Annotated in this window: 20 protein-coding genes and 1 tRNA gene; 12 read left to right on the top strand and 9 right to left on the bottom strand. The window is 70.2% G+C overall.

Translation table 11 applies throughout. The features are described from left to right. Nucleotides 1–54: 54 nt before the first annotated feature. Nucleotides 55–1,209, bottom strand: coding sequence for an acyl-CoA dehydrogenase family protein (locus P2T62_RS12495; RefSeq protein ID WP_276257412.1), 1,155 nt, complete (start codon nt 1,207–1,209; stop codon nt 55–57). 186 nt (nt 1,210–1,395) lie between these two features. On the opposite strand from P2T62_RS12495, the gene P2T62_RS12490 reads away from it, so the two are divergent. Both P2T62_RS12490 and P2T62_RS12485 read left to right on the top strand, forming a co-directional pair. Then, nucleotides 1,396–3,369: a 3-hydroxyacyl-CoA dehydrogenase/enoyl-CoA hydratase family protein gene (locus P2T62_RS12490; protein WP_276257411.1), complete on the top strand. Its 1,974-nt coding sequence runs from the start codon at nt 1,396–1,398 to the stop codon at nt 3,367–3,369. Nucleotides 3,370–3,443: 74 nt separating this feature from the next. After that, nucleotides 3,444–3,553, top strand: a tRNA-Glu gene (locus P2T62_RS12485). A gap of 192 nt (nt 3,554–3,745) precedes the next feature. On the opposite strand, the gene P2T62_RS12480 is transcribed toward P2T62_RS12485, so the two are convergent. Continuing rightward, a complete protein-coding gene (locus tag P2T62_RS12480) occupies nt 3,746–6,139 on the bottom strand; it encodes a hypothetical protein (RefSeq protein ID WP_276257410.1) in 2,394 nt (797 codons plus the stop codon). A 118-nt stretch (nt 6,140–6,257) separates the two neighbouring features. Here P2T62_RS12480 and P2T62_RS12475 point away from each other — a divergent pair, with 118 nt between their 5' ends. The 4 genes from P2T62_RS12475 to P2T62_RS12460 all read left to right on the top strand — a co-directional run bounded on the left by P2T62_RS12475 (nt 6,258) and on the right by P2T62_RS12460 (nt 9,342). After that, nucleotides 6,258–6,461: a hypothetical protein gene (locus P2T62_RS12475; protein ID WP_276257409.1), complete on the top strand. Its 204-nt coding sequence runs from the start codon at nt 6,258–6,260 to the stop codon at nt 6,459–6,461. A 151-nt stretch (nt 6,462–6,612) separates the two neighbouring features. Next, complete coding sequence (locus P2T62_RS12470) at nt 6,613–6,816, top strand: hypothetical protein (RefSeq protein ID WP_276257408.1); 204 nt, start codon at nt 6,613–6,615, stop codon at nt 6,814–6,816. 116 nt (nt 6,817–6,932) lie between these two features. Next, complete coding sequence (locus tag P2T62_RS12465) at nt 6,933–8,525, top strand: class I adenylate-forming enzyme family protein (protein WP_276257407.1); 1,593 nt, start codon at nt 6,933–6,935, stop codon at nt 8,523–8,525. A 103-nt stretch (nt 8,526–8,628) separates the two neighbouring features. Then, entirely contained in the window at nt 8,629–9,342 is a 714-nt protein-coding gene (locus P2T62_RS12460; RefSeq protein WP_276257406.1) for a DUF7117 family protein, read from the top strand. Nucleotides 9,343–9,409: 67 nt separating this feature from the next. Here P2T62_RS12460 and P2T62_RS12455 read toward each other — a convergent pair whose 3' ends face one another. Further along, on the bottom strand, nt 9,410–11,335 hold the full coding sequence (locus P2T62_RS12455) for a PAS domain S-box protein (protein WP_276257405.1): 1,926 nt from the start codon (nt 11,333–11,335) through the stop codon (nt 9,410–9,412). Nucleotides 11,336–11,443: 108 nt separating this feature from the next. Then, on the bottom strand, nt 11,444–12,985 hold the full coding sequence (locus tag P2T62_RS12450) for a cryptochrome/photolyase family protein (RefSeq protein WP_276257404.1): 1,542 nt from the start codon (nt 12,983–12,985) through the stop codon (nt 11,444–11,446). Nucleotides 12,986–13,180: 195 nt separating this feature from the next. On the opposite strand from P2T62_RS12450, the gene P2T62_RS12445 reads away from it, so the two are divergent. The 5 genes from P2T62_RS12445 to P2T62_RS12425 all read left to right on the top strand — a co-directional run bounded on the left by P2T62_RS12445 (nt 13,181) and on the right by P2T62_RS12425 (nt 20,643). Next, the gene (locus P2T62_RS12445) at nt 13,181–15,337 is read left to right on the top strand and encodes an LVIVD repeat-containing protein (RefSeq protein WP_276257403.1); all 2,157 of its coding nucleotides are present in this window, start codon (nt 13,181–13,183) and stop codon (nt 15,335–15,337) included. Between the two features lie 71 nt (nt 15,338–15,408). After that, entirely contained in the window at nt 15,409–15,942 is a 534-nt protein-coding gene (locus P2T62_RS12440) for a halocyanin domain-containing protein (protein WP_276257402.1), read from the top strand. A 188-nt stretch (nt 15,943–16,130) separates the two neighbouring features. After that, nucleotides 16,131–18,479, top strand: coding sequence for an acetate--CoA ligase family protein (locus P2T62_RS12435; protein WP_276257401.1), 2,349 nt, complete (start codon nt 16,131–16,133; stop codon nt 18,477–18,479). Then, entirely contained in the window at nt 18,476–19,705 is a 1,230-nt protein-coding gene (locus tag P2T62_RS12430) for a phosphotransacetylase family protein (protein WP_276257400.1), read from the top strand. Before P2T62_RS12435 ends, P2T62_RS12430 begins: the two co-directional genes overlap by 4 nt. 140 nt (nt 19,706–19,845) lie before the next feature. Beyond that, nucleotides 19,846–20,643, top strand: coding sequence for a response regulator (locus P2T62_RS12425; protein WP_276257399.1), 798 nt, complete (start codon nt 19,846–19,848; stop codon nt 20,641–20,643). A 39-nt stretch (nt 20,644–20,682) separates the two neighbouring features. Here P2T62_RS12425 and P2T62_RS12420 read toward each other — a convergent pair whose 3' ends face one another. The 5 genes from P2T62_RS12420 to bioB form a co-directional block, all read right to left on the bottom strand. After that, nucleotides 20,683–21,147 carry a universal stress protein gene (locus P2T62_RS12420; protein ID WP_276257398.1) on the bottom strand — a complete coding sequence of 155 codons (465 nt, stop codon included), beginning with the start codon at nt 21,145–21,147 and terminating at the stop codon, nt 20,683–20,685. Nucleotides 21,148–21,356: 209 nt separating this feature from the next. Next, complete coding sequence (gene bioD, locus P2T62_RS12415) at nt 21,357–22,025, bottom strand: dethiobiotin synthase (RefSeq protein WP_276257397.1); 669 nt, start codon at nt 22,023–22,025, stop codon at nt 21,357–21,359. Continuing rightward, the gene (locus P2T62_RS12410) at nt 22,022–23,287 is read right to left on the bottom strand and encodes an aminotransferase class I/II-fold pyridoxal phosphate-dependent enzyme (RefSeq protein ID WP_276257396.1); all 1,266 of its coding nucleotides are present in this window, start codon (nt 23,285–23,287) and stop codon (nt 22,022–22,024) included. Before P2T62_RS12410 ends, bioD begins: the two co-directional genes overlap by 4 nt. Before the next feature lie 18 nt (nt 23,288–23,305). Next, entirely contained in the window at nt 23,306–24,400 is a 1,095-nt protein-coding gene (gene bioU / locus P2T62_RS12405; protein ID WP_276257395.1) for a (S)-8-amino-7-oxononanoate synthase BioU, read from the bottom strand. 75 nt (nt 24,401–24,475) lie between these two features. Next, nucleotides 24,476–25,585, bottom strand: coding sequence for a biotin synthase BioB (gene bioB / locus P2T62_RS12400; RefSeq protein WP_276257394.1), 1,110 nt, complete (start codon nt 25,583–25,585; stop codon nt 24,476–24,478). Between the two features lie 156 nt (nt 25,586–25,741). On the opposite strand from bioB, the gene P2T62_RS12395 reads away from it, so the two are divergent. Further along, on the top strand, nt 25,742–26,995 hold the full coding sequence (locus tag P2T62_RS12395; protein ID WP_276257393.1) for an alkyl sulfatase dimerization domain-containing protein: 1,254 nt from the start codon (nt 25,742–25,744) through the stop codon (nt 26,993–26,995). The last annotated feature ends 2 nt before the right edge of the window (nt 26,996–26,997 follow it).

Below are 26,997 nucleotides of genomic sequence, written 5' to 3'. Positions count from 1 at the left end.
TTCGCGTTCTGAGGACGGCTTCGCCGCCGAATCCGAGGCGAAAACAGCTCGGGTTTAGAAGCCCTTGCCCTGGAGTTCGCGGGCGATGATGTTCTTCTGGATCTCGGTGGTGCCCTCGTAGATCTGGGTGATCTTCGCGTCGCGGTAGAACCGCTCGACGTCGAAGTCGTTGACGTAGCCGGCGCCGCCGTGGATCTGGACGGCCTCGTTGGCCACGTCGACGGCCACGCGCGAGGCGTACTCCTTCGCCATCGACGCGAGCTTCGTGACGGGCTGGTCGGAGTTCTCGACGGTCCACGCGGACTTGTAGGTCAGCTGGCGGGCCGCCTCGAGCTTCGTGTGCATGTCGGCGAGCTTGTGCTGGATGGCCTGGAACTCGCCGATGGGCTGGCCGAACTGCTCGCGCTGCTGGCTGTACTCCAGCGCACGCTCGCAGGCACCCTTCGCGATACCGACGCCCTGCGCGGCGACGCCGGTTCGGGTGGCGTCGAAGAACTGCATCTGCTGCAGGAAGCCCATCCCCTCCGTCCCGATGAGGTTCTCCTCGGGGACGCGCACGTCGTCGAAGATGAGCTCCGCCGTGTCGCTCGCGCGAATGCCCATCTTGCCAGTGATCTTCTCGCTCTCGAAGCCGTCACGGTCGCTCTCGACGACGATCTGGCTGAAGCCGTTGTAGCGACCCTCCGCATCCGGGTCCGTCTTGCACAGCACCGTGAAGAAGTCGCCCACGGTGCCGTTCGTGATCCACATCTTGTTGCCGTTGATGACGTACTCGTCGCCGTCCTTCTCCGCGCGCGTGGAGATGGACGAGACGTCCGAGCCCGTGTCCGGCTCGGAGATGGCCGCGCCGGAGATGGCGTCGCCGGTCACGATGTCGGGGAGGAAGCGCTCCTTCTGGTCCTCCGTCCCGAACTCGATGATGTTCTCGGTCCCGAACGAGCAGGCCATGATGGAGAGGCCGATGCCCGGGTCCGCGGCGAACAGCTCCTCGCCGACGAGGATGTTGTCGATGGGGTCGTAGCCCGCACCGCCGTAGTCCATCGGGATGGACATCCCGATGAGGCCCATCTCGGCGGCCTCGTCGACGATGTCGTGGGGGAACTTCTCCTCCACGTCGTACTCGACGGCGTTGGGTCGGATCTCGTTGTCCGCGAACCGCTTGACCTCCTTCTGGAGTTGCTCCTGCTCGTCTGTCAGACCGAAGTCCATAGACACGGTGCAGAGGTACACGGTTGTAAACCCTTCGAGTGCCGTTGACACGCAAGCGGCCTCATGGGGCCGTAGCGGCGGTCAGGAGGCGTGCTGGGGTATTACCCCACCCGCCAGTGTGAGGGTGGGGTGGTGGCCTACCGAAAAGGAACGTTGAAACCAGCGCCGTGGGACCACACACCTGTCATGGAGTTCGACGAGATCGAGACTATCGCCGTGCTCGGCGCGGGGAGCATGGGTCACGGTATCGCGGAGGTCGCTGCGCTCGCAGGTTACGAGGTGAACCTGCGGGACATCAAGGAGGAGTTCGTCCAGAACGGCTACGAGCAGATCGAGTGGTCGCTCGAGAAGCTCGCCGAGAAGGACCAGATCTCCGAGGACGAGGCCAACAGCGCGCTCGGCCGCGTCGAGCCGTACGTCGACGTGGAGGCGGCCGTCGGCGAGGCCGACTTCGTCATCGAGGCCGTCCCGGAGAAGATGGAGATCAAGAAGGACGTCTACAGCGACGTCGAGGAGTACCTCCCCGAGGAGGCCATCATCGCGACCAACACCTCCTCGCTCTCCATCACGAACCTGGCCGAGGAGACCGAGCGACCCGGGCAGTTCTGCGGGATGCACTTCTTCAACCCGCCGGTGCGGATGCAGCTGGTCGAGGTCATCTCCGGCGCGGAGACGGCCGACGCGACCCTCGACGCGACCGAGGAGCTGGCAGAGGCGTTCGGCAAGACCCCCGTGCGCGTCCGCAAGGACTCGCCGGGCTTCATCGTCAACCGCATCCTCGTCCCGCTGATGAACGAGGCCTGCTGGATGGTCTCCGAGGACGAGGCGACCATCGAGGAGATCGACTCCACGACGAAGTTCGACGTCGGCCTCCCGATGGGCGCGTTCGAGCTGGGCGACCAGGTCGGCAACGACGTCACCTACCACGTCCTCGAGTACATGCACGACGTGCTGGGTGACGCCTACGAGCCCGCACCCTTCCTCGAGGAGACCGTCGAGGCCGAGAAGTTCGGCAAGAAGACCGGCGAGGGCTTCTACGACTACGAGGACGGCGAGGGCGTCGACGTCCCCGTCGACGCGGGCAACGAGGAGATCGAGAACCGCCTGCTCGCCGTGATGGCCAACGAGGTCGGCAACCTCGTCGGGCAGGACGTCTCGAACCCGCGCGACATCGACCAGGCCGTCATGCTGGGCGCCGGCTACCCCGAGGGCCCCGCGAAGATGGCCGACGAGGCCGGGCTCGAGACGCTCGTCGAGGCGCTCGACGAGAAGTACGAGGAGACCGAACACCCGCGCTACGAGGTCAGTGACGGCCTCCGCGAGGCGGCCAAGGCCGGTGGCTTCCACGACGCCGACGACGAGGAGGACGAGTCCGAGGAGTTCGAGACCATCGAGCTGGAGTACCCCGGCGACATGGTCGGTCACATCCGCCTGGCCCGCGAGGCCCGCATGAACACGGTCAACCCGCAGATGCTGGAGGACCTCTCGGATGCCGTCGACATCCTCGAGGAGGACGACGAGGTCCGCGCCATCCTCATCACGGGCAAGGGCGACCGCGCGTTCTCCGCGGGCGCCGACGTGACCGGGATGGCGTCGAACGCCGACCCCATCTCCGCCATCGGCCTCTCCCAGAAGGGCCAGTCGACGTTCGGCAAGCTGGAGGAGTGCTCGATGCCGGTTGTCGCCGGCATCGACGGGTTCGCCCTCGGCGGTGGCTTCGAGATGGCGATGTGCGCAGACATCCGCGTCGCCTCCGAGCGCTCCGAGATGGGCACCCCCGAGCACAACCTCGGGCTGCTGCCGGGCTGGGGCGGCACCCAGCGCCTGGTCGACATCGTCGGCCTCGGCCGCGCGAAGGAGATCGTCTTCTCCGCCGAGCGCTTCGACGCCGAGACGATGTACGACTACGGCTACGTCAACGAGGTCGTCGAGAACGAGGCGTTCGAGGAGAAGGCCCACGAGTGGGCCGCGGACCTCGCCGGCGGGCCGCCGATCGCCCAGCAGCTCACGAAGCGCGCGATGCTGAAGGGCCTCCACGACCGCGAGGCCGGCCTGGAGCTCGAGGCACAGGCGTTCGGCCACCTCATCAACACGGACGACCTCATGACGGGCATCACCGCCTTCATGGGTGACGAGGAGCCCGAGTTCGAGGGCAAATAAGCCGTCCCCGGCGCCGTCCGGAGGTGGCGCCGAACCGAACCCGTTTTATTGTCGCGTCCGGAACGGTCGATTGCGCTCCGGTGGTGTAGTCCGGCCAATCATGTTGGCCTTTCGTACCGGCTGACCGACATATCGGCGGCGGTGAAGAGAGCCGACGACCAGGGTTCAAATCCCTGCCGGAGCACTTCTCTCTCGGGAAACAATCATGCTACCGACAGGTGGCGCCGTCGGGTGTCGGTCCGCCCACGTGCAGGAGGCGGACCGACGTGGGGGTCCGTCGGTCGGCGCCGGCGAGGAGCGCTCGCGTGGGCCACGGCGTGACCCCGTCGCCGGCATCACCGGCCAGGGCGGGGTGTCGGGACAGGTCCGGGGGTCGTCAGTCCTCCTCCTCGAGGACGACCGTGACGGTCTCCTCCTCGGAGACGCTGTATGGGACCCCGGTGTCGTCGACGACGTAGGTCAGGCCGACACTGATCGTCTGCCGGTCGGGGACGTCCTCGTCGGGGCGTTCACAGCCGAAGTCCGTGGGTGAAACCGTCAGGGTCGCGACGACGAAGCTCCCGTTGGGTGCCTCGCGGATGTCGAGCGACTGGACGTCCGCGGTGGACCGGCCGGGGCCGATGCCCGCGCCGGAGCGGGAGGACCCCGTCTCGAGTGCCTCGCCGAACTCGAGGTCCAGCCGGAGGGCCGGGGGTCCGCGGCGCTCGGCGTCGATGCGGAGGCCGCTCACGCCGGCCTCCGCGCCGACGAGGGTGAGGTCCGTCGTGACCGAGCCGTTCCGCGAGACGTTCAGCGTCCGGTTCGCGGGCGTCAGGGAGACGTCGCGCTCCTCGGTCACGACGACGAGCGTCGACGTCGCCGGGTCGGTGGCGTCGGCGGTCCGGTTGCCGGTGAGCGTCAGCTCGTAGAACCCGGCGGGCAGCGCGCTGACGTCGAGTGTCAGGTTCCGTCCCTCGCGGAGTTCGACCGTGCCGTACGCGCGGTCATCGACGGTGAACACACGGTCGGCGGCTCGCTCGTCCGCACCGGGCGCGAGCACGGCCGCCATCGTCGACGGTTCGACGCTGGAGCCGTTCTTCCGGGTGAGCCCGAGCCGTGCGGTCATGTTCGCCGGGTCGGAGTCGACGCGCGTTCGCAGGAGCCGGTCACCGGCGAACGTCTCGACGACCGATCGACGGGGCTCGATACGCCAGATCTCCTGTTTATCGAGGGTGAAGGCAGCCTCGCCGGGCTCGTCCACCAGCGAGTAGTGGCCGTCCTCGATGCGGAACCAGAACCCCGCCGGGCCCCGGAACGCGTAGTCACCGGTCGGGAGCGTGGCCGTCTCGAATGCGGGCACACCCGCGACCGTGCCCCCGACCCGCCGGACGAGCTGGGGCTCGTCGAACGCCGTGTACTCGCCGGGGAGTCGGTAGAGGTCGTACGTCCGGTTCGCGTCACCGGGGAGCCGGAGGTTCTCACCGCTGTAGAACGTCCGGTTCGACGCGACCGTGTCGTGGACGGGCCAGCGGGGAGCCGCCGGTGTGGGCATCTCGACCGTCCACACGGCGCCGCTCACCGTCCGGTTCTCGCGGTCGATCTCGAAGCCGTAGAGGTCCAGGCTGCCGTCACCGCGCGGAATCGGGGCCGTGAGTCCGCCGTCCGAAGCCACGGTGGTCGTGCCGACCTCGCCGTCCGCGGTGACGTGGGTCAGGACCGTCGACCGGGTGCCGCTGTCGGTGTCCCGCGTCGAGACCAGCAGGAGACCCCGCTCGGTCGCGACCGCGCTCCGGGCGTACTCCCGGTCGGTCGTTCCGTAGGTACGGCTCCAGCGGACGGTGCCGTTGGCGTCGAGCCGTGCGACCCAGGGGTCGCCCCCGCTGAAGCCACGGGTCTCCGCGTTCCCGGCGACGAGCAGGCCGCCGTCGTCGGTCGGCGCCACGCCCACGATGCGGCGGTCGCCGACGTCGATGGTCGCGTTACGCACCACGTCGCCCTCGGCGTCGAGCCGGAGGAACCAGCCGCGCTGGAACTCGCGCTGCCCGACGACGACCAGCCCGCCATCGTCCATCTCGGCCAGCGCGCTCGGGACGCCACCGCCGTAGGTCCGGTCGCTGACGAGCGCGCCGTCACGCGCGAAGCGGGTCACGCGGGTCCCCCGTGGCTCCGAATCCACGGTCCGGGCCAGCACCACGCCGTCGTCGGTCGTGGCCAGCGCCGGGCCACGGACGTAGCTCGTGGCGTTGCCGATCGAGCGCCGCCAGGCCAGGTCACCGTCCGCGGTGATCCGGCTCAGCCGCAGCTCCGGCGGGGTCTCGTCCGACCCCGGCCCCGGACCCCCGTTCACCTCGAGCAGGAAGGCGCCGGGCGAGTCGCCCGTCACGACGGCCATCACGCGGCTGGACTCGTTGGGGCCGCCGAACTCCCGCGTCCACCGGACGGTCCCGTTCGAGCCGACACGCGCCACCGTCGAGTTCTGCGCCCGGAAGCCGGCCGCACCGGCGAGGTATCGTCCGCCGTCGGCCGCCGGTGCCGCGTCCACGATGCCACCGATGCCGGGAACCGTGCGGCTATCGTTGGCCGCGGCGCCACCGTCGGAAACGCCACCGCCGGTCTCGGCGCCACCGGACGCGCTCCCGCTCGCGCTACCGGCCGCGGTGTCGCTGCCTTCACCGCCCGATGCGCCACCGCCCGCATCACCGCCCTCCTGGGGGACCGCCGTCACCGCGACGACGGGACTCGTGATGAGCAGTACAGCTACGACTACTGCGGGGACCAACCGCCTGAGCATACGGGTGGGAGATGCCCCAGCGTCGAGCATCAGCCTTGTGATATCCTGCCGGGGGGTCCCGGATCGTCGGTCCACCGCCGGGAAACCTTGACAAGTGGTGACAACGTACAATCCAGATATGTCGAAATCCGACCCCGTGACCCCCATCGAGCACCGGGCCGCCGTCTTCGTCGAGCAGCGTGGCGGGTACGTGGACATCGAGCAGGAGTTCGGCGACCACACCCAGTACACGCCCGAGGAGGCCCGCGAGATCGCGACCGAGATCCTCGAGGCGGCCGAGCGCGCCGAGCGTGACGGGCGTGGGAGCGTCGACACTCCATGAGCGGGAGCCGAACCTGTATCTGATGTATATACACGCCATCGGCAGGACGGACGGTATACCATATATTCTCCACGAGATAACTTTCTGAACACGCGTACTATTCCTCCAGTTCTGGACAATATTCATATGTGGTGGGCCGGCAGGGAGTAGTATGTCGAAGTCACAGCGGGTGACGTCACTCGAGTCCCGGGCACCGATATACATCGACCGACGGGATGGCTACGTGGATATCCAGCAGACCTACGGCGACCGGACGAAGTACACCCCCGAGGAGGCCAGGGACATCGCCGCCGAGATCCTGGAAGCAGCCGACGCGCTGGAGGGGACCGACGGGAGCGTCCGGATGGGTGACTGACCGGGCGGCCGCTGTCGTCACGACGAATCCATCGCCACTGAGTTCAGCTCCTGTCGTCGATCCGTGAACACCGCCGTCGCCGAGCGATTTTTGATAGCTCCCCGTGAACGCCACCCATGTCACTGGAGGGCAACCCACAGACAGTTGACGTGGAGCGGGCAAACGAGATCGCACGCATCGCCGTCGGCGATATGGCGACGCGGGCGGGGTCGCGCTACCCGGACCGGACGGCGTATATCGTCCCCGCCACCGGCGAGGAGGTCACGTTCGGCGAGTTCGACGAGCGAACGAACCGCGCGGCACACGCACTCCTCGATGCCGGGCTGGAGAAGGGCGACCGCCTGGCGATGGTATCGGGGAACTCGCTGCAGTTCCTGACCTGCTACTACGGCGCGATGAAAGCCGGTATCGTGGCCACGCCCATCAACCCGGAGATAACCGACGAGGACATCGCCTACGAGTTCGACCACTCGGAGGCGACGGCGGTCGTCGCGGACGACGTCTTCCACGCGAAGATCGACCCTCTGCTGGCCGACCGCGACCTGGACCTGCTGGCCACCATCGACTGGGAGGGCATCGAGACGCCCGGGCCGTCCTTCGGGGCGTTCATCGAGGGGTACTCGCCCGCCGAGCCGGAGGTCCACATCGAGGACGACGACCTGGCCCAGATCATGTACACCAGCGGGACCACCTCCCAGCCGAAGGGGGTGCTCCTGAGCCACAAGGCGGTCCACACGGGGTCGCTCAACGTCGCGACCGACGTGGCGCTGGACCGCAACGACACGATGATCGGACTGATGCCCCTGTTCCACTGCGCGCAGTTGACGATGGTGCAGGGGGCGATGCACGTCTCCGCGCGGACGGTCATCCGTCGTGGATTCGAGCCGGACGCGTTCCTGGAGGACGTCGAGACCTACGACGTGTCGTGGTCGTTCATGCTCCCGGCGATGTACCAGGGGCTGCTCGCGCGCCCGGACATCGGCGAGCGGGACCTCTCCTCGCTGGAGTATTGCCTGTACGCGATGACGCCGATGGGGGGCGAGACCCTGGAGCGGGCCCACGAGGTGTTCGACGCGAACTTCGCGCTCGGGAGCGGGCAGACCGAGGCGTACCCGCCGACCTGCGTCTACCAGCCGGAGTGGCAACTGGAGAAGGAGGGGAACTACTGGGGCCACGCGACGGCGAACAACCGCATCGGCATCATGGACGACGACGGGAACCTCCTGCCGGACGGCGAGGTGGGCGAGATCGTCTACCGCGGCCCCAACGTGATGGACGGCTACCTCAAGAACGAGGCGAAGACCCGCGAGGCGTTCGCGCACGGCTGGTTCCACTCCGGGGACATGGGGTTGATCGACGAGGACGGCCTGCTGAAGTTCGTCGACCGGAAGAAGGACATGATCAAATCCGGCGGCGAGAACGTCTCCACCCAGAAGGTCGAGAGCACGCTGCTCGACCACCCCGCGGTCGCCGAACTCGCCGTGGTCGGGCTCCCTCACGAGCGCTGGGGGGAGGCCGTGACCGCCTTCGTCGTCCCGACGCCGGACGCCGAGGCCGACGCCGAGGAGATACGGGAGTGGGTGGGCGACCGGCTCGCGGGCTTCGAGACGCCGAAGGCCGTCGAGTTCGTCGACGAACTCCCGAAGACCACGACCGGGAAGATACAGAAGTTCGAGGTCGCGCAGGACCAGCAGGACTACTACGGGTGAGTCAGGGGCGACCGGGTCGGGGCCCAGGGGCCACCCCGGGTCGGCGGCGACGACCCTCGCGCCGAACTGTGGGCTTTAGACCCCCGCTCCCGTACCCCGGGGCATGAAGATCCGCGGCCAGCGCGAGTGCAAGGACTGTGGCACGCGGTGGGCGTACTACGAGACCGGGAGCGTCGAGTGCCCCTCCTGCGGGAGCCTGCGCTCGGTGGGCGTCGAGGACGACCGGACCCTCCACACAGCGAGCCCGCGCACGCTGGACCTGACGCCGGCCCGGGACGAACTCGAGGCCGGAAAGCCGCTCCGCCGCGTCGCCGAGCGCGCGGCCGAACTCGCACGGGAGTTCACGCGTGGGTACGGCTTCGTGGACGCGGGGGTCCTGCAGCCGCTCCCGGACCGCTACCTGACGGCGATGGAACTACGCCACGCCGGGAGCGAACTGGCCCGCCGGCACGCCGTCGACGAGCCCGAGGAGTACCACCTGCTCTCCCTGCTCCAGGGTGACGTGGGGGACCGACCGGCGCCGGAGTCGGTCCCGGAATCGCTCAGGGCGGCTCGCGGCCTCGCCTACGCCGAGGCCGTCGACGAGTACCGGGCCGACCTGCGCCAGTACCTCGGCGAGCATCCGGACCCGACGGTCAACGACGTGCTGGGCCCGCTGGACACGCATCTCAAGCGGACGAAGGCGCTCGACGGCGACATCCCGCCGACCGACGCCGAGACGCTGGTGGCGGCCGTCCGCGACCTCTGGCGGTACATCGTGGAGGACGACGAGACGGCGCTGTTGAACGCCGAGGACCGGCTCGACGGGCTGGCGTAGGTCTGGTGCGCCCGGCCGGTCCGTGCGTCGGAATCCGCGCCGGGTTCGGAACCGTCCGAGGCGCGACTCAGTCCGAGAACGGGTCGAGCAGGAGCTCGATCTCGGTCCCTCCACTATCGGGCGTCCCGACCACGATGTTCCCCCCGGAGAGCGTGACCAGCCAGTAGACGAGCCACAGCCCCATGCCCGTCCCGTGGGCGAGCGGGTCGACCGACTGGTCACCCCGGAGGATGTCGGCCTCGGCCGCCGGGATGCCGGGGCCGTCGTCGACGATGCGGACGACCACGCTCTCGGGCCCGGCGTCGACCGCGACCGTCACTTGGGTCCCCTCGCCCCCGTGGACGATGGCGTTCCCGACCAGTTCCTCGACGGCCCGCCCGAGTCGCGGGAGCGCGTGCACCGTCACCCCTCCCGGGCAGTCGATGCCGACGGTGGCGTCGGGGTGGCCCGCCCGGACACTGTCGACGGCCCGCTGGAGTGCCCGCCGGAGGTCGACGTCGGTCGGCTCCGGGGGATCGCTCAGCAGATCGACCGTCTCCCGGTACGTCTCGGTGAGTTCCAGCAGCCGGTCGACGTTCTCCGACAGGTCGGCCGCGATCTCCCGTTCCTGACCGGTCAGGTCCTCGGTCAGCATGTCGGCGTATCCCCGGACGACGGTCATCTCGTTGCGGAAGTTGTGCCGGAGGAGCCGCGACAGCACGGCGAGTTGTCGCTCCCGGCGCACGCGCTCGCTGATGTCCCGCCCCTCCGGGATGAGCAGGTCCACCTCGCCGGACTCGTCACGGACCGGGCGGAGCGAGAAGTCGATGACGATGGTGCCGTTCGTCCCCTCGACCTCCGTCTCGTAGCGGACGAACTCGCCGTCGGCGGCCCGGTCGATGGCGTCGCGGAGGCGGTCGCGATCGGCGCCCTCGGCCGACCACCACGGGGCCGCCGCGAACGGTTCGCCGACGACCTCGTCACGGTCGACGCCCGCGAACTCCAGAGCGGCCCGGTTGGCCTCCAGCAGCGTCCCGTCCGGCTCCAGCAGCCCCGTGAACTGGTGGGTCTGGTCCAGGATGGCCCCTGCGCGGCGCTCGCGCTCGCGCCGCTCGGAGATGTTCCGGACGACGAGGTGGAGGTACTCCTGTCCGTCGAGGTGGACCGTATCGGCACTGATGGCGACGGGACGGCGCGTGCCGTCGCGGTCCAGCGCGTAGATCGGTGAGCCGTCCGGCAGGCGCTCGCGGGGCCCGTCGGCCCCCGTCAACAGGTCGTCGTTCGCGTCGTAGTGGTGGCGTTGCTCCGGGGGGACGAGGTCGAGGTACGACATCCCCAGCAGCTCCGACTCGGAGTACCCGGTCATCTCGCTCACCCGGTTGTTCACCTCGTGGATCTCCCCGGTCGACGCATCGACGAGCAGGACCCCGTCCGGCGCGGTCTCGACGAGGGTCTCGTACTTCGAGCGGGTCCGTTCGATGGTGTCCGTGTACCGATCCTCGGCGATCTCCCGGCCGATGGTCTGTGCGACCAGTTCGACGAACGTGGCCTCGGTGGGCGTGAAAGTCTCCTCGGTCGGCTGGGGCGAGACGAAACAGACGGTCCCCCACGTTTCACCCTCGACGACGATATCGGTGCCGAGGTAGCAGGCCACGCCGTGGTCGACGTAGCCCGGGTTGTCCTCGTACCCCTCGACCCTCGGGTCCTGGACGGCCAGGGCCGCCGGCTGGTCGACGGCGGTTCGGCAGTAGCCCGCATCGTCCAGGGCGATGTCCTCCGGAATCCAGTCGGAGTCCGGGTCCGTGCTCGCCACGACCCGGTGCTTGCCGTCGGGGTCGTCCATCCGCTTGAGGTGCCCGTTCTCCACGCCGAGGTAGCGACAGCCGACCGCCAGCGCCTCGCGCTGGCGCTCCCGGAGCGGGCCGTCGGTCTCCACCAGCACGTCGTACAGTGCCGTCCGGGCCGCCTCGATGTCTAGTTCTCGGTGGCGGTCCGTCGGTTCGTACTCAGTCACGTTCGCCGTCCTCCCTCCTTTCCGGGCAGAAGTTTCCCGACACTACGACTCCTGAATAATAACGCCTTCGTCCACGGTCCGAACACTGGGCGGGCGCGACCCCGTCGCTCACAGATTCCCCCGCTCGGCGAGGGCCCGGACCTCGGCCGCGCGCTCGCGGATGGCCGCCCGCTCCTCGTCGTCCTTGTCGTCCCAGTGGGAGTAGACCAGGCCCATGCGGTGGTTCGAGCGGAGCCGCTCCTCGTTGCGGCCGAGGAACTCCCAGTAGAGCGCGTTGAACGGGCAGGCGTTCTCGCCAGTCGTCTTCGTCTTCGCGTACGAGCACTCCGAGCAGTAGTCGCTCATCCGGTCGACGTAGTTCGCCGACGACGCGTACGGCTTGGTGGCGAAGACGCCGTGCCCGAACGAGCCCATCTCGACGACGTTCGGCGTCGTCACCCAGTGGTAGGCGTCGACGTACGCCGCGTGGAACCACTCGTTGAGCTGTCGGGGCTCGACGCCGTAGATGAGCGCGAAGTTGGCGAGGATCATCAGGCGCTCGATGTGGTGGCTGTACCCCCGCTCACGGACGCCGTCGACGACATCGGAGAGGCAGGCCATGTCGGTCTCGCCGGTCCAGTACGCCTCCGGGAGGTCCTCGTGGGCGTCGAGCTGGTTGGCGCTCGCCAGGTCCGGCATCGCCTCGCGGTAGGTGTGGCGCATGAACTCCCGCCAGCCGACGACCTGCCGGACGAACCCCTCGAGCGAGTGCAGCGGCACCGAGACGGCGTCGTCGTGGCGGTACGTCTCGATGGCGCGCTCGACCACCTCCGCCGGGTGGAGCAGCCCCAGGTTCATCGCGGCCGACAGCAGCGCGTGGTTCATCGCCCACTCGTCGTCCAGCATCGCGTCCTGGTAGGGGCCGAACGCCGGGAGCCGCTCGGTGCAGAACCGCTCCAGCGCGTCGAGTGCGTCGGCGCGCGTGACCGGCCAGCCGAACGCGCCGGGGTCGGCCCACCCGCCACCCCTCGGGTCGGTGTCGTAGGAGCCGTCGAACTCGTCGGTGACCCAGTCCAGCACCTCACGCGTGGTCCCGTCGGGCTCGTACCGGGGCGGGTCCGGCGGGTCGTAGTCGCTGCCCGGGAAGTCCCGGTTCTCGTCGTCGTAGTTCCACGCCCCGCCCAGCGGTTCCTCGCCGTCCATCAGGTAGCCCGTCTCGCGGCGGACGTTGCGGTAGAAGGTCTCCTGCCGGTACGGGGGGTCGCCCATCCAGGCGTCCCACTGGTCGGGCGTGGTGAGGAACAGGTCGTTCCCGACCACGTGGAGGTCCCCGCCACGCTCCTCGACCAGGGACCGGAGCCGGTCGGCGGCGCCGTGGGAAGGTGGGGCCATCGTCACGAGACCGTCGCCCGGATGGTCGTCGAAGTGCGCGTCGAGCCCCTCGGCGAACGTCTCGGCGGTGCGGTAGTCGACCGTGAAGCCGGCCTCGCGCAACTCGTCCCGGAAGTGCCGCATCGCCGAGAACACCAGCGCGAGTTTGTGTGGGTGGTAGGCGTGGCGTCGAGCGAACGCCCGTGCCTCGATGAGGAGGACCCGCTCGTCATCGATATCGGCCCGCGCCAGTGGGCCGTGCTCGCGGGTCAACTGGTCGCCGAGAACCCAGACCGTCATACGCGCTCGTAGGGGCCTCACGGGTATGAAGCCCCGCGCAGGCGGTCGGTTTGCCGGGACTCACCGGGGGACGGGGGCGTGGGGATCACAGGTGGTCTCCGAGCCGTGAGAACGTCGGATCAGCGCCCGAGATGGTCGTTTGGACGGGTCTGTCAGAACCCCTTTTGAGGTATGATGGGGAGTGTCGGGCAAGCCATGTCAGGGACGGACGAGTCGGAGCTGTCGGACGCGACGCGGCGTGCCGTGCTGAAGGGTACCGCCGGCGCGCTCGGTGTCGGCGCGATGGGGTCCGCGAGCGCCCACGACTGGGGCAGTTCGAGCACGAGCACCGCGGGCAGCGAGGTCGAGCAGAACCGCCGGCCCGGGACTGTCGGCGAGCACCGGAACGCCGGCTACGTCGGCTACCACAGCCTCGGTGGCCGTGGGCCCTCGTCGGGCGCCGGCGGGCAGCCCGAGAACGCCCACGAGGGCGCAGTCACCGAGATCCGCGCCGAGGGTGACTTCGCCTACGTCGGTCTCTTCTCCTCGCGCGGCGACAGCGCGGGTCGCGGGATGGCCGTGGTCGACATCGCGGACTACAACAACGCCGAGACCCGGACGGAGCTGGCGTCCGCGGAGATGCGGGTCGTCTCCTTCCTCCAGAACAACAACGCCGCGACGGCGTTCATGGACCTGAAGCTCTCCGACGACGGTGACTACGTCTTCGTCGGGACCCAGCCCATCACGGCGCTGTTCAACGAGACCCAGAAGGACCCGGACGTCACCCTCGCCGAGAGCAGCACCTCCGGCGTCAACAGCGGCGGCGTGCTCGCGGTCGACGTCTCCGATCCGTACAACCCCTCGCTGGTCGACGCCCAGGAGACCTTCTCGACGGGCATCCACAACCTCTTCCACCACCGCATCGACGGGACGGATTACGTCTTCGCCTGCAAGGACATCGAGTCGGACAACACGGCCGGCGTCTACGTCTTCGAGTTCGACCGGACGACCGGCCAGCTCCTGCTCGTGAACCGCTGGACCGCGACCGGCGGCAACAACGCGGCCGGCGAGGCGACACCGACCGGCGGGATGGACTTCTACTGCCACGACATCGAGGTGCAGGACGACCCCGTCACCGGGCGGCCGACCGTGTACGTCGCCTACTGGAACGCCGGCGTCCGGGTGCTGGACGCGACGGACCCCACTGCGATGGAGGAGATCGGCCACTTCCCGATGCGCCAGGGCCACTTCACGACGCCCGCGCCGGACCTCGTCGACGACAAGCGCGTCCTCATCGCCAGCCACGAGGAGCCCGCGAACACCACCGACGGCTCCGCCGCCGAGAGCCAGGAGCAGGAGGGTGGCACCCTCCCGACGGAGAGCGCGGTCGAGGACGCCCCCGTCGAGGGGAAGCGCAATCCGCACAGCACGGGCTCGGTGCTACTGGTCGACGCCGACGGCATCTACGACCACATCGGCCCCGACGGCGAGAAGCGGTCCGCGCCCTCCGTGACGACCCTGTCGCTGCTGGACGACTGGACCTGGCAGGACGCCGACGACATCCCGGGGAAGCAGGACATCCGGTTCGACAACTTCGAGCTCTCGCCACACAACTCCGACATCGCGAAGCACGTCGACCCGGATACCGGCGAGGAGACCTTCTGGGTCCACCAGGCCCACTACCACGGCGGCATCCGCTACCTGAAGGTCGAACCGGGGCAGGAGTACGCCCTGACCGAGAAGGGGTACTCCCGCCCGAAGCAGGAGGGCGTCCCCGACAGCTCGAAGATGCAGGGCCTCAGCGGCGTCACGCCCAACGTCTGGGGCTGTATCGAGTCCAACGGTGTCACCTTCGCCGCCGACATCAACCAGGGCGTCCACGCCGTCATCCACGACGACATCCCGGTCGGCGGCGCGGACCCGGTCGTCGGGACGCAACGCGAGATGGACGGGTCGGCCTTCCGGAGCGGCGACACGAACCAGGTCGACCTCGAACTGGCGTTCGCCGACAGCGAGGTCCTGGTCCGCGACCGGGTTCCGAACGGCTGGACGGTCGACGGCGCCAACGAGCCGTACGAGGTCGTCACCGTCGGCGAGGACGAGTTCGTCCGGTTCGAGGGGACCGCCGCGGAGGGCGACTCGTTCCGCTACTTCGCCAGTGCCGGTGGCTCGGGCTCCGGGACGTTCGGCCCGGTGCAGGTGAGCGCCGACGGCGGTGATACCTGGGTGACCGTCGACGGGAGCGCCGCGGGCGTCTACACCATCGGCCCCGGCGGGCTCACGCTCGGGACCGCCGCCGGTGCGGCGGGGGCGCTCACCCACCAGCGCGACCGGCTCGCCGAGCGGCTCCGACGACTTCTCGGCGAGGAGTGAGGCGGCTGTCGAACGCGGCAAGCCCGACCCCCTGTCTCCCCTTTTTCAGCCGTCGTCACCAACTTGGATGTATGGAACGACGAACCCGGCGGCGCGTCCTGGCGACGACAGGTGCAGCGCTCGCGGCCGGCCTCGCCGGCTGTACCGGCGACGGCGGTGACGGTGGCGGGGACGGCGGCAGCGACGGGGGCGATGGCGGCGGTGGCGGTGGCGGCACCTCCCTCGATGTGTCCAGTGACGCACGGACCCGGGTCGACGACTTCCTCACCGCCGAGCCGGCGACGAGCAACTACGACGGCACCATCGCCGGGGGCAGCACGGTCGACGTCGGCGTCGAGGGCAACCAGGGCAACTACGCGTTCGGGCCCGCAGCCATCGCCGTGGAGACGGGGACGACCGTCAACTGGGAGTGGACCGGCATGGGCAACCAGCACAACGTCGTCGCGACCGGGGACTCGGACTTCGAACTCGACAGCGGCGACCCGCAGACGGAGGACAGCTACGAGTTCACGTTCGAGGAGGCCGGCGTCGCCCTCTACGAGTGCGTCCCGCACAAGTCGCTCGGCATGAAGGGTGCTGTCGTCGCGGTCGCATCCGGCGGCTGACTCTGCCCTTCTCGCGCTAGTATCCGGTTCCGATTCGTAATCCAGGTACTGTCCTGATAGTGGCACAGTTCCCTGGACCTCCTCTCTATTGGTCGACAGTTCCTCCGCCCCCCGGTGACGGGGAAGGGGCAATCGGTGGCCCTCGGCTGTGGTTTTATCTCTCGGGGCCGAGTCCTCGGAGGTACACGATGGACGGCAGCGACGGCGCAGGTGTCGACGGTGAGGACGAGGGCGGCGGGCAGTCGGGCCCGGCCGCCGTAGCGACGGGCGGCGATTCGCTCGCGGGGTTGTTCGACCCGGAGCGCGTCGCGGTGATCGGCGCGACCGAGCGCGAAGGTAGCGTCGGCCGAGCGGTGACGGCGAACCTCCAGGCGTCGTTCGACGGCGAGATCCTCCCGGTCAACCCCTCGACCGACGAGGTGCTGGGTCTGCCGACGGTCGACAGCGTCGCGGAGACCGACGCCGACCTCGCGGTCGTGGTCGTCCCGCCCGATATCGCGGTCGATGTGGTCGAGGAGGCCGGCGAGGCCGGCATCGACGACGTGGTCGTCATCACCGCCGGGTTCGGCGAGGGGGGTCCGGAGGGGGTCGCCCGCGAGCGCGAACTCGTGGCCGTCGCCGAGGCGTACGACCTGAACCTGGTGGGGCCGAACTGCCTGGGCATCATCGCGACGCCCGTCGGCCTGAACGCGACGTTCGCCCCGCGGAACGCGCTCCCGGGGGACGTCTCGTTCATGAGCCAGTCCGGCGCGTTCGTGACGGCCGTCCTCGACTGGGCCGCCGAGCGGGACCTCGGCTTCAACGAGGTGGTCTCGCTCGGCAACAAGGCCGTACTCGACGAGTCGGACTTCGTCGCGCACTGGGGCGCCGACCCCGGGACGGACGTGGTACTCGGGTATCTTGAGGGGATCAACGACGGGGCGGGCTTCGTCGAGACGGCCCGGGAGGTGACGAAGGAGACGCCCGTGGTGCTGGTGAAGTCCGGGCGCACCGAGGCCGGCGCGCACGCCGCCGCCTCCCATACGGGCGCCATCGCCGGCAGCGAGGCCGCCTACGAGGCCGGCCTCGACCAGGCGGGCGTCCTCCGTGCCGAGAGCGTCCAGGAGCTGTTCGACGCGGCCGCCGCGCTCGCCGGCCAGCCGGTCCCCGAGACGGACGGGGTGGCCGTGGTCACCAACGCGGGCGGGCCGGGGGTGATGGCGACGGACGCCGTCGGCGACTCGGGGCTGGACCTCGCCTCCTTCACCGACGAGACCCACGAGGCGCTGTCCGAGCGCCTGCCCGCGAACGCGAACGTCTACAACCCCGTCGACGTCATCGGTGACGCGCCGGTCGAGCGCATCGCCGACACGCTCGAGGTCGTCCTCGCGGACCGGAACGTGGGCGCCTGCGTGGTCATCGTCTGCCCGACGGCGACGCTGTCGTTCGACGACTTCGCGGACGTGGTGGTGGCGGCCAGCGAGGCGGAGGTGCCGCTGGCGGCCTGCATCATGGGCGGCGCCTCGGCCGCTGACGCGAACGCGCGGCTCGCCCGGGCCGGCATCCCGACGTACTTCGACCCCGCGCGGGCGGTGCGGTCCCTGGACGCGCTCCGGCGCTATCGCGAGGTCCGCGAGCGCGAGTACGACCCGCCGACCGAGTTCGAGGTGGACCGGGCACACGTACAGGAACGCCTCGCTGGGGCAGCACGGCACGGCGAGACCCGACTGGGCGTCGAGGCGATGGACCTGCTGGACGCCTACGGCATCCCCACGCCGGCCGGCGAGGTGGTCGACTCCCCGGACGAGGCTGAACGGGTCGCGCGGGATATCCTCGGGAGCGAGGGGGCGGGTGGCGACGGCGATGCGGGCGTCGTGATGAAGATCGTCAGCCCGGACATCCTCCACAAGAGCGACATCGGCGGCGTGAAGGTGGGCGTCCCGCCGGACGAGGTCGCCGACGCCTTCGAGGACCTCGTCTCGCGGGCGCGGCGCTACCAGCCCGACGCGACGGTCCTCGGCGTCCAGGTGCAGGAGCTGCTGGACACCGACGACGGCGTCGAGACCATCGTCGGGACGAACCGGGACCCGCAGTTCGGGCCGCTCGTCCTGTTCGGCCTCGGCGGCGTCTTCGTCGAGGTGCTGGAGGACACCACCGTCCGGGTGGCCCCGGTCTCGGAGCGGGAGGCCCGCGGGATGCTCGACGACATCGACTCCGCGCCGCTCCTGCGGGGCGCCCGGGGCCGGGAACCGGTCGACGAGGAGGCCATCGTCGAGACCATCGGTCGCCTCTCGCAGCTCGTGACCGACTTCCCGGCCATCCTCGAACTGGACGTGAACCCCCTGGTCGTCACCCCCGAGGGCGCGACGGCCGTCGACGTCCGGCTCACCATCGACCCGGACGCGGTCGAGGGCGTGGACCCTGACGCGGTGGACGGGGTGGACCCGGACCAGGGGGAAGCGGACCCGGACGATGACGGCACCGGCGGGGCGACGACGGACGACGGACGGGACCGGACGACGACCGACACCGCGGACACCACGGAGACGGACCGATGAGCGAACACGACGACACATCAGACGACAGTATCGAGACCGGGACCGACGACGGACGCGGGGGCGACGACTCCGGCGCGGACGCGCTGCTGGTCACCTCCACCGCCGACGCCACCGGGAAGACGGCCGTGGCGCTGGCGCTGGCGCTGGCCGCCCGGGACGCCGGGCGGTCGGTCGGCTACATGAAGCCGAAGGGGACGCGCCTGGAGAGCAACGTCGGCAAGACGCTCGACGCCGACCCGATGCTGGCCCGCGAGGTACTCGGCCTCGACGACCCGATGCACGAGCTGGAGCCGGTGGTCTACTCGCCGACGTTCGTCCGGGAGGCGGTCCGGGGCCGCGAGGACCCAGATGCTCTCCGCGAGACCGTCCGGGAGGCGTTCGAGGCCCTCCGCACCGACCGCGACCTGCTGGTCGTCGAGGGCGGCGGACTGAACGCCGGCGCGACCGTGGGCCTCACGGACCCCGCCATCGCCGACCTGCTCGACGCGCGGGTCCTGCTGGTCGCGCCCTACGGCGGGCCGGAGGACGTGGACGACGTGCTCGTGGCGAGCGAGCGCTTCGGCGACCGGCTCTCGGGTGTGCTGTTCAACGCGGTCGGTGACGCGGCGTTCGACGACCTCGCCAGCGACGTGGTGCCGTTCCTCTCCGGGCGTGGCGTCCGCACCTTCGGGACGCTCCCGCGGGTCCAGGAGCTGGCCGGTGTTGCCGTCGCGGACCTGGGGCGGGAGCTCGGCGCCCGAACGCTCACGAGCGAGGCGCCGACCGACACCATCGTCGAGCGGTTCGTCGTCGGCGCGATGAGCGCCAGCGAGGCCCTGCCGGCCCTGCGGCGGACCCGCTCAGCGGTCCTCGTGTGTGGCGGTGACCGGCCGGAGATCGTCACGGCCGCGCTCGACGCCTCGGGGGTGGAGGCCGTCCTCCTGACGGGCGGGTTCCAGCCCCCGGCGGCGGTGCTGGGCCGCGCCGAGGAGGCCGACGTCCCGGTGTTGCTGGTCCAGTCCGACACCACGACCGCCGTCGAGCGCCTGGAGGGAGTCATCCGGTCGGGCCGGGCGCGGGACGCCCGGACGGTCGAGCGGATGCGCGAGCTGCTCGCGGAGTACGCCGACGTGGATGCGATGCTGCTGGAGCATCCGGGGCGCGTGCCCGACGACGGGGACGAGACCGCGCCGCCGAGGGACGGCGGCCGCGACGGTGAGGACGGGCGGGACGGTTCTCGTTCCTGAGGGACGGTAGCAAGCCTCAATACTTCGCGTCCTCAACTGGCGGCCATGGTGGCTGCAGGGCGCGAACGCCGGAGGGGAACGAGACACCGCAGGACTGGTGAGCGGTCCCCGAAGGGGGCCGAGGGGACCGGGGGGCCGCGATGACGGCCTCGTCGGACACCAGCGGGGAGCCGCCGGGGATGACGAACGACGACCTGTTCCTGGCGCTCGGGAACCAGGTGCGCCGCATCGTGCTGTTCCACCTCCGCCAGCAGGGGGCGGCGACCCTCTCGGACCTCGTCGACGTGACCCGGGAGTACGCCGACCCACACGCCGAGGTCGGTGCGGACGACCCGGGCCGCGTGGCGGCCAGTCTCGCCGAACACCACCTCCCGCTGCTGGAGCGGCTGGGGCTGGTGGTCTACGACCGGCTGCACGACACCGTGGAGCTCGGCAGCGTCCCGGACGACTTCGGCGACTGGATCGACCTCGCCACCCGGCGGGAACTCCGCTGGGGCGAGGAGCGGCAGGTCTCGGCGGGCCTCGGCGAGACGGCCGCCGAATCCCCCGCCCCGGTCTCGGTCCTCGTCGTCGACGACGAACCCGGGATGGTGGACGTCATCAGCAAGTTCCTGGAGCGTCGCCACGACCTGAACACCCGGACGGCGACCAGTGCGCCCGACGCGTTCGCCATCCTCGAGGCGGCGCCCATCAGCTGCATCGTGAGCGACTACCGGATGCCGGCCATCAACGGGGTGGAGTTCCTCGCCGCGGTGCGAGAGGACTACCCCGACATCCCGTTTATCCTGTTCACCAACAAGGGAAGCGAGGAGGTCGCCAGCGAGGCCATCACCCACGACGTCACCGCCTACGTGCCGAAGGGGTCGGGAACCGAGCAGTACGACCGCCTCGCACAGCAGATCCGGCACGCGGTCGGGGGAGCCGGCAGCCAGGGCTGAGCGACGTCCGGCGCCGGCAGCACCAGCCGACGACCGCTCTCACGGAGCGTCGGCGCCGTCGTCCGCGCTCTCCGCCGCCTTCGGCTCCGAGAGCACCATCACCGGGATATCCGTGTTCGCAGCGACACGCCCGGTCGTGCTCCCGAGGACGCCGGCCGGGCCGTGCCGACCGGTCGACCCCATCACGATGAGTTCGATGCCCACGTCCTCGGCGTAGTCGATGATACCTCGATACACTCCCATCCCGCGTGTGACCGCGGTCTCGACGGGCACGCCGGCCGCGTCGTCGGCCAGCTCGGCGAGGAACGCCTCGGCCTCCGTGCGGAGCCGTTCGAACCGGCGTCCCATCGACTCCGAGGAGAACAGCAACGCGGTGGCCGACTCGTCCAGCACGAACAGCAGGTGGACCGTCGCGCCGGACTCGCGGGCGATGTCGAACGCCTCCTCTACGGCCCGGGCGGCCGCGTCGCTCCCGTCGACCGGAACGAGGATCGGGTCGTACATGTCCGGAGGTCGGACTCCCCGTGACATGAGCCTTCGGTCCGGTGTGCCCCGGCCGTGCCGTCGCCCCGTGAATTTATGCCAGATTCGGCGCAACGAGGGGATGGAGCCAGTCGGCTCCGTAGTGTCACACGCGGGGCACACACCCCCGCGTTGCGACCACGCTCGACCTCTTCACCCGTTCTGGACTCGACGAAGGCACGAGCCCCGCCTCAGTCGATATCGACGTACCGCGGCAGGTCCGCGACGAGCCCGACGGCGGCGCTCGGGTCCGAGAGGTCGGTCGGCGGCAGCGTGGCCACCGTGTGGCCGGTCAGCTCCTCCAGCGCCGCCGGGTTCGTCCGCTCGGCCACCGTGGCGCCCTCGTACTCGTTGAGGACGATGCCGCGGACCGGGATGTCGCGACGCTCGAGCGCCTCGACAGTCAGCGCGGTGTGGTTCAGCGTACCCAGTCCGGACCGGGAGACGACGACCGCCGGCACCGCCAGGTCGGCGACGAGGTCGACGACCTCCCGGCCGTCGGCCAGTGGGACCCGGAGGCCGCCGATGCCCTCCAGCACGCCGACCTCGGCAGCGTCCAGTTCGGTCGCGCAGAACGACCGCACCTCCTCGTAGGAGAGGGCCGCGTCCGCCTCGTCGGCCGCCACCGCGGGGGCGAGCGCCGGGCCCAGGTAGCGCCCGCAGACCCCGGCCGACTCGTCGCCGCAGGCCTCGCGGACGAAGCCCGCGTCGTCGTCCGGTGGATGGCCGGTCTGGCAGGGTTTCACGCCGACCGCGTCGATGCCCTCCGACCGGAGGCGGCCGACGAGGCCCGCGGTGACGACCGTCTTCCCGATGCCCGTGTCCGTCCCGACGATGGCGATGTTCGACACGCCCGTCACAGGAGTCCCACCTCCGAACCGGCGGCCTCGAACGCCGCGAGACAGCGGTCCACGTCGTCGGCCGTGTGCGCCGCGGTCGGGGCGAGGCGGATGCGGCTGGTCCCCTCGGGCACGGTCGGCGGGCGGATGGCCGGTGCGACGATCCCGGCCTCGTGGAGGCGGTCGGCCAGCGCCACCGCGTCGGCGCGGTCGCCGACGAGCACCGGAAGGATCTGTGTCTCGCCGAGCACCTGGTATCCCATCGCTTCGAGTCCCGCTCTGGTCCGCCCGACCACGTTCCAGAGTCGCTCGGGGCGGTCGCCCTCGCGGGCGATGCGGAGCGACTCGCGCGCTGCGCCGGCGGCAGGCGGTGCCAGCCCGGTCGAGAAGACGAACGCGCGCGCCGTGTTCAGCAGGTGCTCGACGAGCGTCTCGTCCCCGGCGACGTAGCCGCCCTGCGTGCCCAGCGCCTTGGAGAGCGTGCCGAGCTGGACGTCGACGCGGTCGCTCAGCCCCTCGCGCTGGACGATGCCGCCGCCGTCGGCGTACAGACCGGTCGCGTGGGCCTCGTCCACCATCACCCATGCGCCGAACGATTCGGCGGCGTCACAGAGGTCAGCGAGCGGCGCCACGTCGCCGTCCATCGAGAACACGCTGTCCGTGACGACGAGCCAGGACTCGTCGGTCGCGTCCACGTCCCGGGCGCGCTCGCGCATCGCCGCGCGGAGCGCGGCCGGGGAGCAGTGGTCGTATATCTCCGCATCCGCGCCAGAGAGCCGGCAGCCGTCGATGATGCTCGCGTGGTTCAGTTCGTCCGAGAACACCGCATCGGGGTCGAGCGCGGTGATGGTCCCGACGTTGGCGGCGTAGCCCGAGGCGAAGACGAGTGCGCGCTCGGTCCGTTTCGTGGCGGCGAGGTCCCGCTCCAGCGCGCGGTGTGCGGGCGTGTCACCGACGACGAGGCGGGACGCCCCGGCGCCCGCGCCGACCTCGTGGGCGGTCTCCGCGGCGGCCTCGGCCAGCCGCGGGTCGCCCGCGAGGCCGAGGTAATCGTTCGACGCCAGGACGAGGCGATCCTCGGTCCACGCCGCCGGTTCGTCCTTCGGGTCGGGGGCCGTCCGGGCACGGGGGCCGACCTCGTCGACGGGGGCGAGGTCGCGCCGGAGGCCGCGCGCCTCGCGGCTGGCGAGGCGCGCGTCGAGGTCGAACCCATGGTCGTTCGCCTCTCGGTGGTCCTCGTGGGTGTCGTCGCCATCGGGGCGGTGTCGCGATTCGAAGCTCATCGGAAGGGTGTCGGAACCTCAGAAACCGGGCATCAGTTCGGCCGGGCCGAAGACGCCGTGGTCGCCGGCGCGGTTGTGCCGGACGGCGGCCTTCAGGTAGCCCAGCGCGGGCCCGTTGACGTTGGCCTCCATGCTCGTCTCGTCGCCGAGTTCGAAGGTGTTGGTGGCGACCTCGCCGTCGAAGGTCTCGCCCGTGACGGTGACGGTGGTCGTCGTGGGCTTCTCGTCGTTTCGAAGGTCCAGAACGCCGCCGACGGTGACGTCCTCGGCGTCGCAGATGCCCGCCCGCTCCAGCAGCACGTCGTCGGCGTGCTCCATGTCGTGGAACTCCAGCACGCCGTCGTGCTCGTCGACCAGTTCCTCGATCTCCTCGTCGGTCATCGCGCGGGCCGTCTCGATGTCGTAGCCGTCGAGGTGGGCGATGTCCTCGCGGACGGTGCCGCGGTTGTCCTCGTAGCCCGACTTCAGCCCGACGCCCCACCAGATGTCGACCTCGTGGACCTCGACGAACGACTGCGCGGCCAGCGCCGCGGCACCCGTCAGGAAGCCCGGGGTTGCGCCCGCGCCGCAGACGAAGGTGATGCCCGCGTCCTGTAGTTGCTCCTCGCGCTCGTCCAGCATCCCGATGACGCGGCTCCGCTTGAGCACGTCCACGAGGACGCCCTCGTAGTCGGCCTCGGCGAACCGCTCGGCCACGCGCGGGATGAAGTCGTGCTCCAGGTTCGGGAGCGCGATGAGGACGGCGTCGATGGTGTCGCTCTCAGCGATGATGTCGTCGATGGGTGCGTCGGTCGGGTCGGCCTGGACGGAAGCCGCGACGCCCTTGTCGGCGCCGGCCTGCTTGATGCCGCCGCTGCTGTCGTCGACCGTCGTCCCGCCGTCTGTTCGCGGCTGGTCGCCGCTCACCTCGTCCGAGGCGCGTTGCGCCTCGCTAGCGATGTTGCCCTCCGTCGCCGCCAGCAGTTCGTCAACGTCCAGTCCGTCGTGGTCGACGGCGACGCCGTGGCGGTCACACGCCGCGACCGGTGTCAGGTCGTCCTTGGCCTTCGAGACCTCGAGTGCTCGCCGCCCGATGCCGCCCGTGCCGAGTACCGCGAACGTCGTTTCGTGCATAGGTTCGTAATTGGGGTATCCTGTGTCGAATCCGTCAGATTATCCGATTATCTGCCAGACTGGACGATAATCTCGTCAGTCGTCGAGTTCCGCGTTGCTGGTCGCCGACCCGGCCGCGGTCGCGGGGCCGTCACTGCGGTGGCGCGCCCGGACCGCCGCCTCGTCGAAGTCGTTGACCGACTTGTTGGGTTCGAGGCCGGCCTTGCGCATTATCTCGATGTCGTCGGCCGGGTCCTGGCCCTCGGTGGTGAGGTAGTCGCCGGTCAGCATCCCGTCGGCCCCGGCCTCGAAGGGGAGGTGCTGTTCGTCCCCTTCCAGGTTCACCTCGCGGCCGCCCGTGAGGCGGACGCGGGCGTGCGGGTGGAGCAGCCGGTAGACCGCGATGGTCTCGATGACCTCCTCGGTGCTGATGAGCGCGGAGTCGTGCTCCTCGCCCAGCGGCGTCCCCGCCACGGGGTTGAGGATGTTGACCGGGAGCGAGGAGACGCCGATGTCGCGCAGTTCCATGGCCGCGTCCACGCGGTCGGTGGGCGACTCGCCCATCCCGAGGATGACGCCCGCACAGAGGTCCATCCCGGCCTCCTTCGCCACCCGGAGGGTGTGGAGCCGGTCCTCGAACGTGTGGCTCTCGACGATCTCCGGGAAGAACCGCCGGGACGTCTCGATGTTGTGGTTGTAGTGGTTGAGCCCCTCCTCGACCAGTATCTCGGCCTCCTCCTCCGTGAGGATGCCCAGCGAGGCGTCGACCTCCACGTCGGTCTCGTCGCGGACGAGCCGGATGGCGCGGATGACCTTCTCCCACTCGTCGGGCCGCTGTTCCTTCGAGACGCCCTTCTCTGCGACCACGATGCCGAAGCGCTGGGCGCCGTCGGCCTCCGCTCGCTTCGCGGCCTCCAGTATCTCCTCCGGTTCGAGGAAGCCGTAGGTGTCGATGCCGGTGTCGAAGTGGGCCGACTGGGCGCAGAAGCCACAATCCTCCGCGCAGTTGCCGGCCTTCGCGTTCACGATGGAGCAGGCATCGACCGTCCCGTCGGAGAACTCGCGGCGCACCATGTCGGCGGCGGCGGCGAGTTCGTCGACGGGCTGGGCGATGAGTGCCAGTCCATCACGGCGGTCGAGGTCCTCGCCCGCCAGCACGCGCTCGACGGCGTCGTCGATCGTCCGGTTGCCTGTCTCGTAAACCACGCTCACCGACTCGGTTGACGAGGTGATAAAGGTTGGTGAACGTGTGACACGCGGGAGGGGAGTTGCAACCACGGGTCGGTGGCTCGGCGTTTCCTCCGCATGAACGCTCATCGAGCCGACATAACGCATTTATGCGGTGTCTCACACCCCCCGCGCATGGTCGACAACGTGGTCGAGGCGGTCCAGGCGGTCCGCGACGGGCGGGCCGAGGTCGAGACGGTCGAGGTGACCGACGGCGTCTACTTCCAGTCGTACTTCAGCGGCGTGACGGCGTTCGAGACGGGCGACGGACTGGTGCTCGTCGACACGGGGCTCCGTGCGCTCGCCCCGGCGCTCGCCGAGTCGCTCCGAGAACACACCGACGCGCCCGTCGACACGGTGGTCTACACGCACGGGCACGTCGACCACGCCTACGGGCTGGAGGCGTTCCTCGTCGACGGGCAGGAGCCACCCGAGGTGATCGCCCACGAGGCGATGGCGGACCGCTTCCGGCGGTACGCACGGACGAAGGGCCACAACGAGGCCATCAACGCCCGCCAGTTCGGCGCCACCGTCGACATGGCCGACCTGATGTACGAGGACGGCTCCCCGTTCGGCGTCCCCGAGCACCCGCCGACCACCACCTACCGGGACGCGCTCTCCATCGACGTGGGTGGGCTGCGGTTCCAGGTCCGGCACGGCCGCGGCGAGACGGACGACCACTCCTGGGTCTGGTGCCCGGACCGGGAGGTGCTGTGTCCGGGCGACTTCTTCATCGGCGTCGCGCCGAACGCGGGCAACCCGCAGAAGGTCCAGCGCTACCCGGGCGAGTGGGTCGACGCGCTCCGGGAGATGGCGGCCCGGGAGCCCCGGCACCTCTGCCCGGGCCACGGGGACGCCGTCGTCGACGACCCCGCCGGCATCGAGCGCCGCCTCCGGACCACGGCGGAGTACCTCGAGACGGTCGTGGACCGGACGCTCGCGGCGCTGAACGACGAATCCCCGCCGCACGCCGACATCGTGACCGGGGTCGAGTACCCCGATGCCGACGAGCCCTGGCTGGAGGCGCAGTACGACGAGCCCGAGTTCATCGCTCGCTCGGTCATCCGGCGCTACGGGGGCTGGTGGACCGGGCGCCCGTGCGAGCTGAAACCCGCGCCCCGCGGGGACGTGGCCGGCGAGTTCGCCGACCTGGCGGGCGGTGCCGACGCGCTGGCCGAGCGCGCCCGCGAACTGTCCGAGGCCGGCGAACACCGCCGGGCCAGCCACCTCGCCGACGCCGCGCTCGAGGCCGCACCCGAGGACGAGGCGGTCCAGTCGGCCGTGGGCGACGTGTACCAGGCCCGGGCCACCGTGCAGACGAGCATGATGGCCCGGAACCTCTACCGGTCGGCGGCCGCCTACGCCCGGTCGGGGCGGCCCTATCGGTAGCT

Source organism: Haloglomus litoreum, assembly GCF_029338515.1.
GTDB classification, from domain to species: domain Archaea; phylum Halobacteriota; class Halobacteria; order Halobacteriales; family Haloarculaceae; genus Haloglomus; species Haloglomus litoreum.
This window is presented reverse-complemented; position numbering and strand designations above follow the sequence as displayed.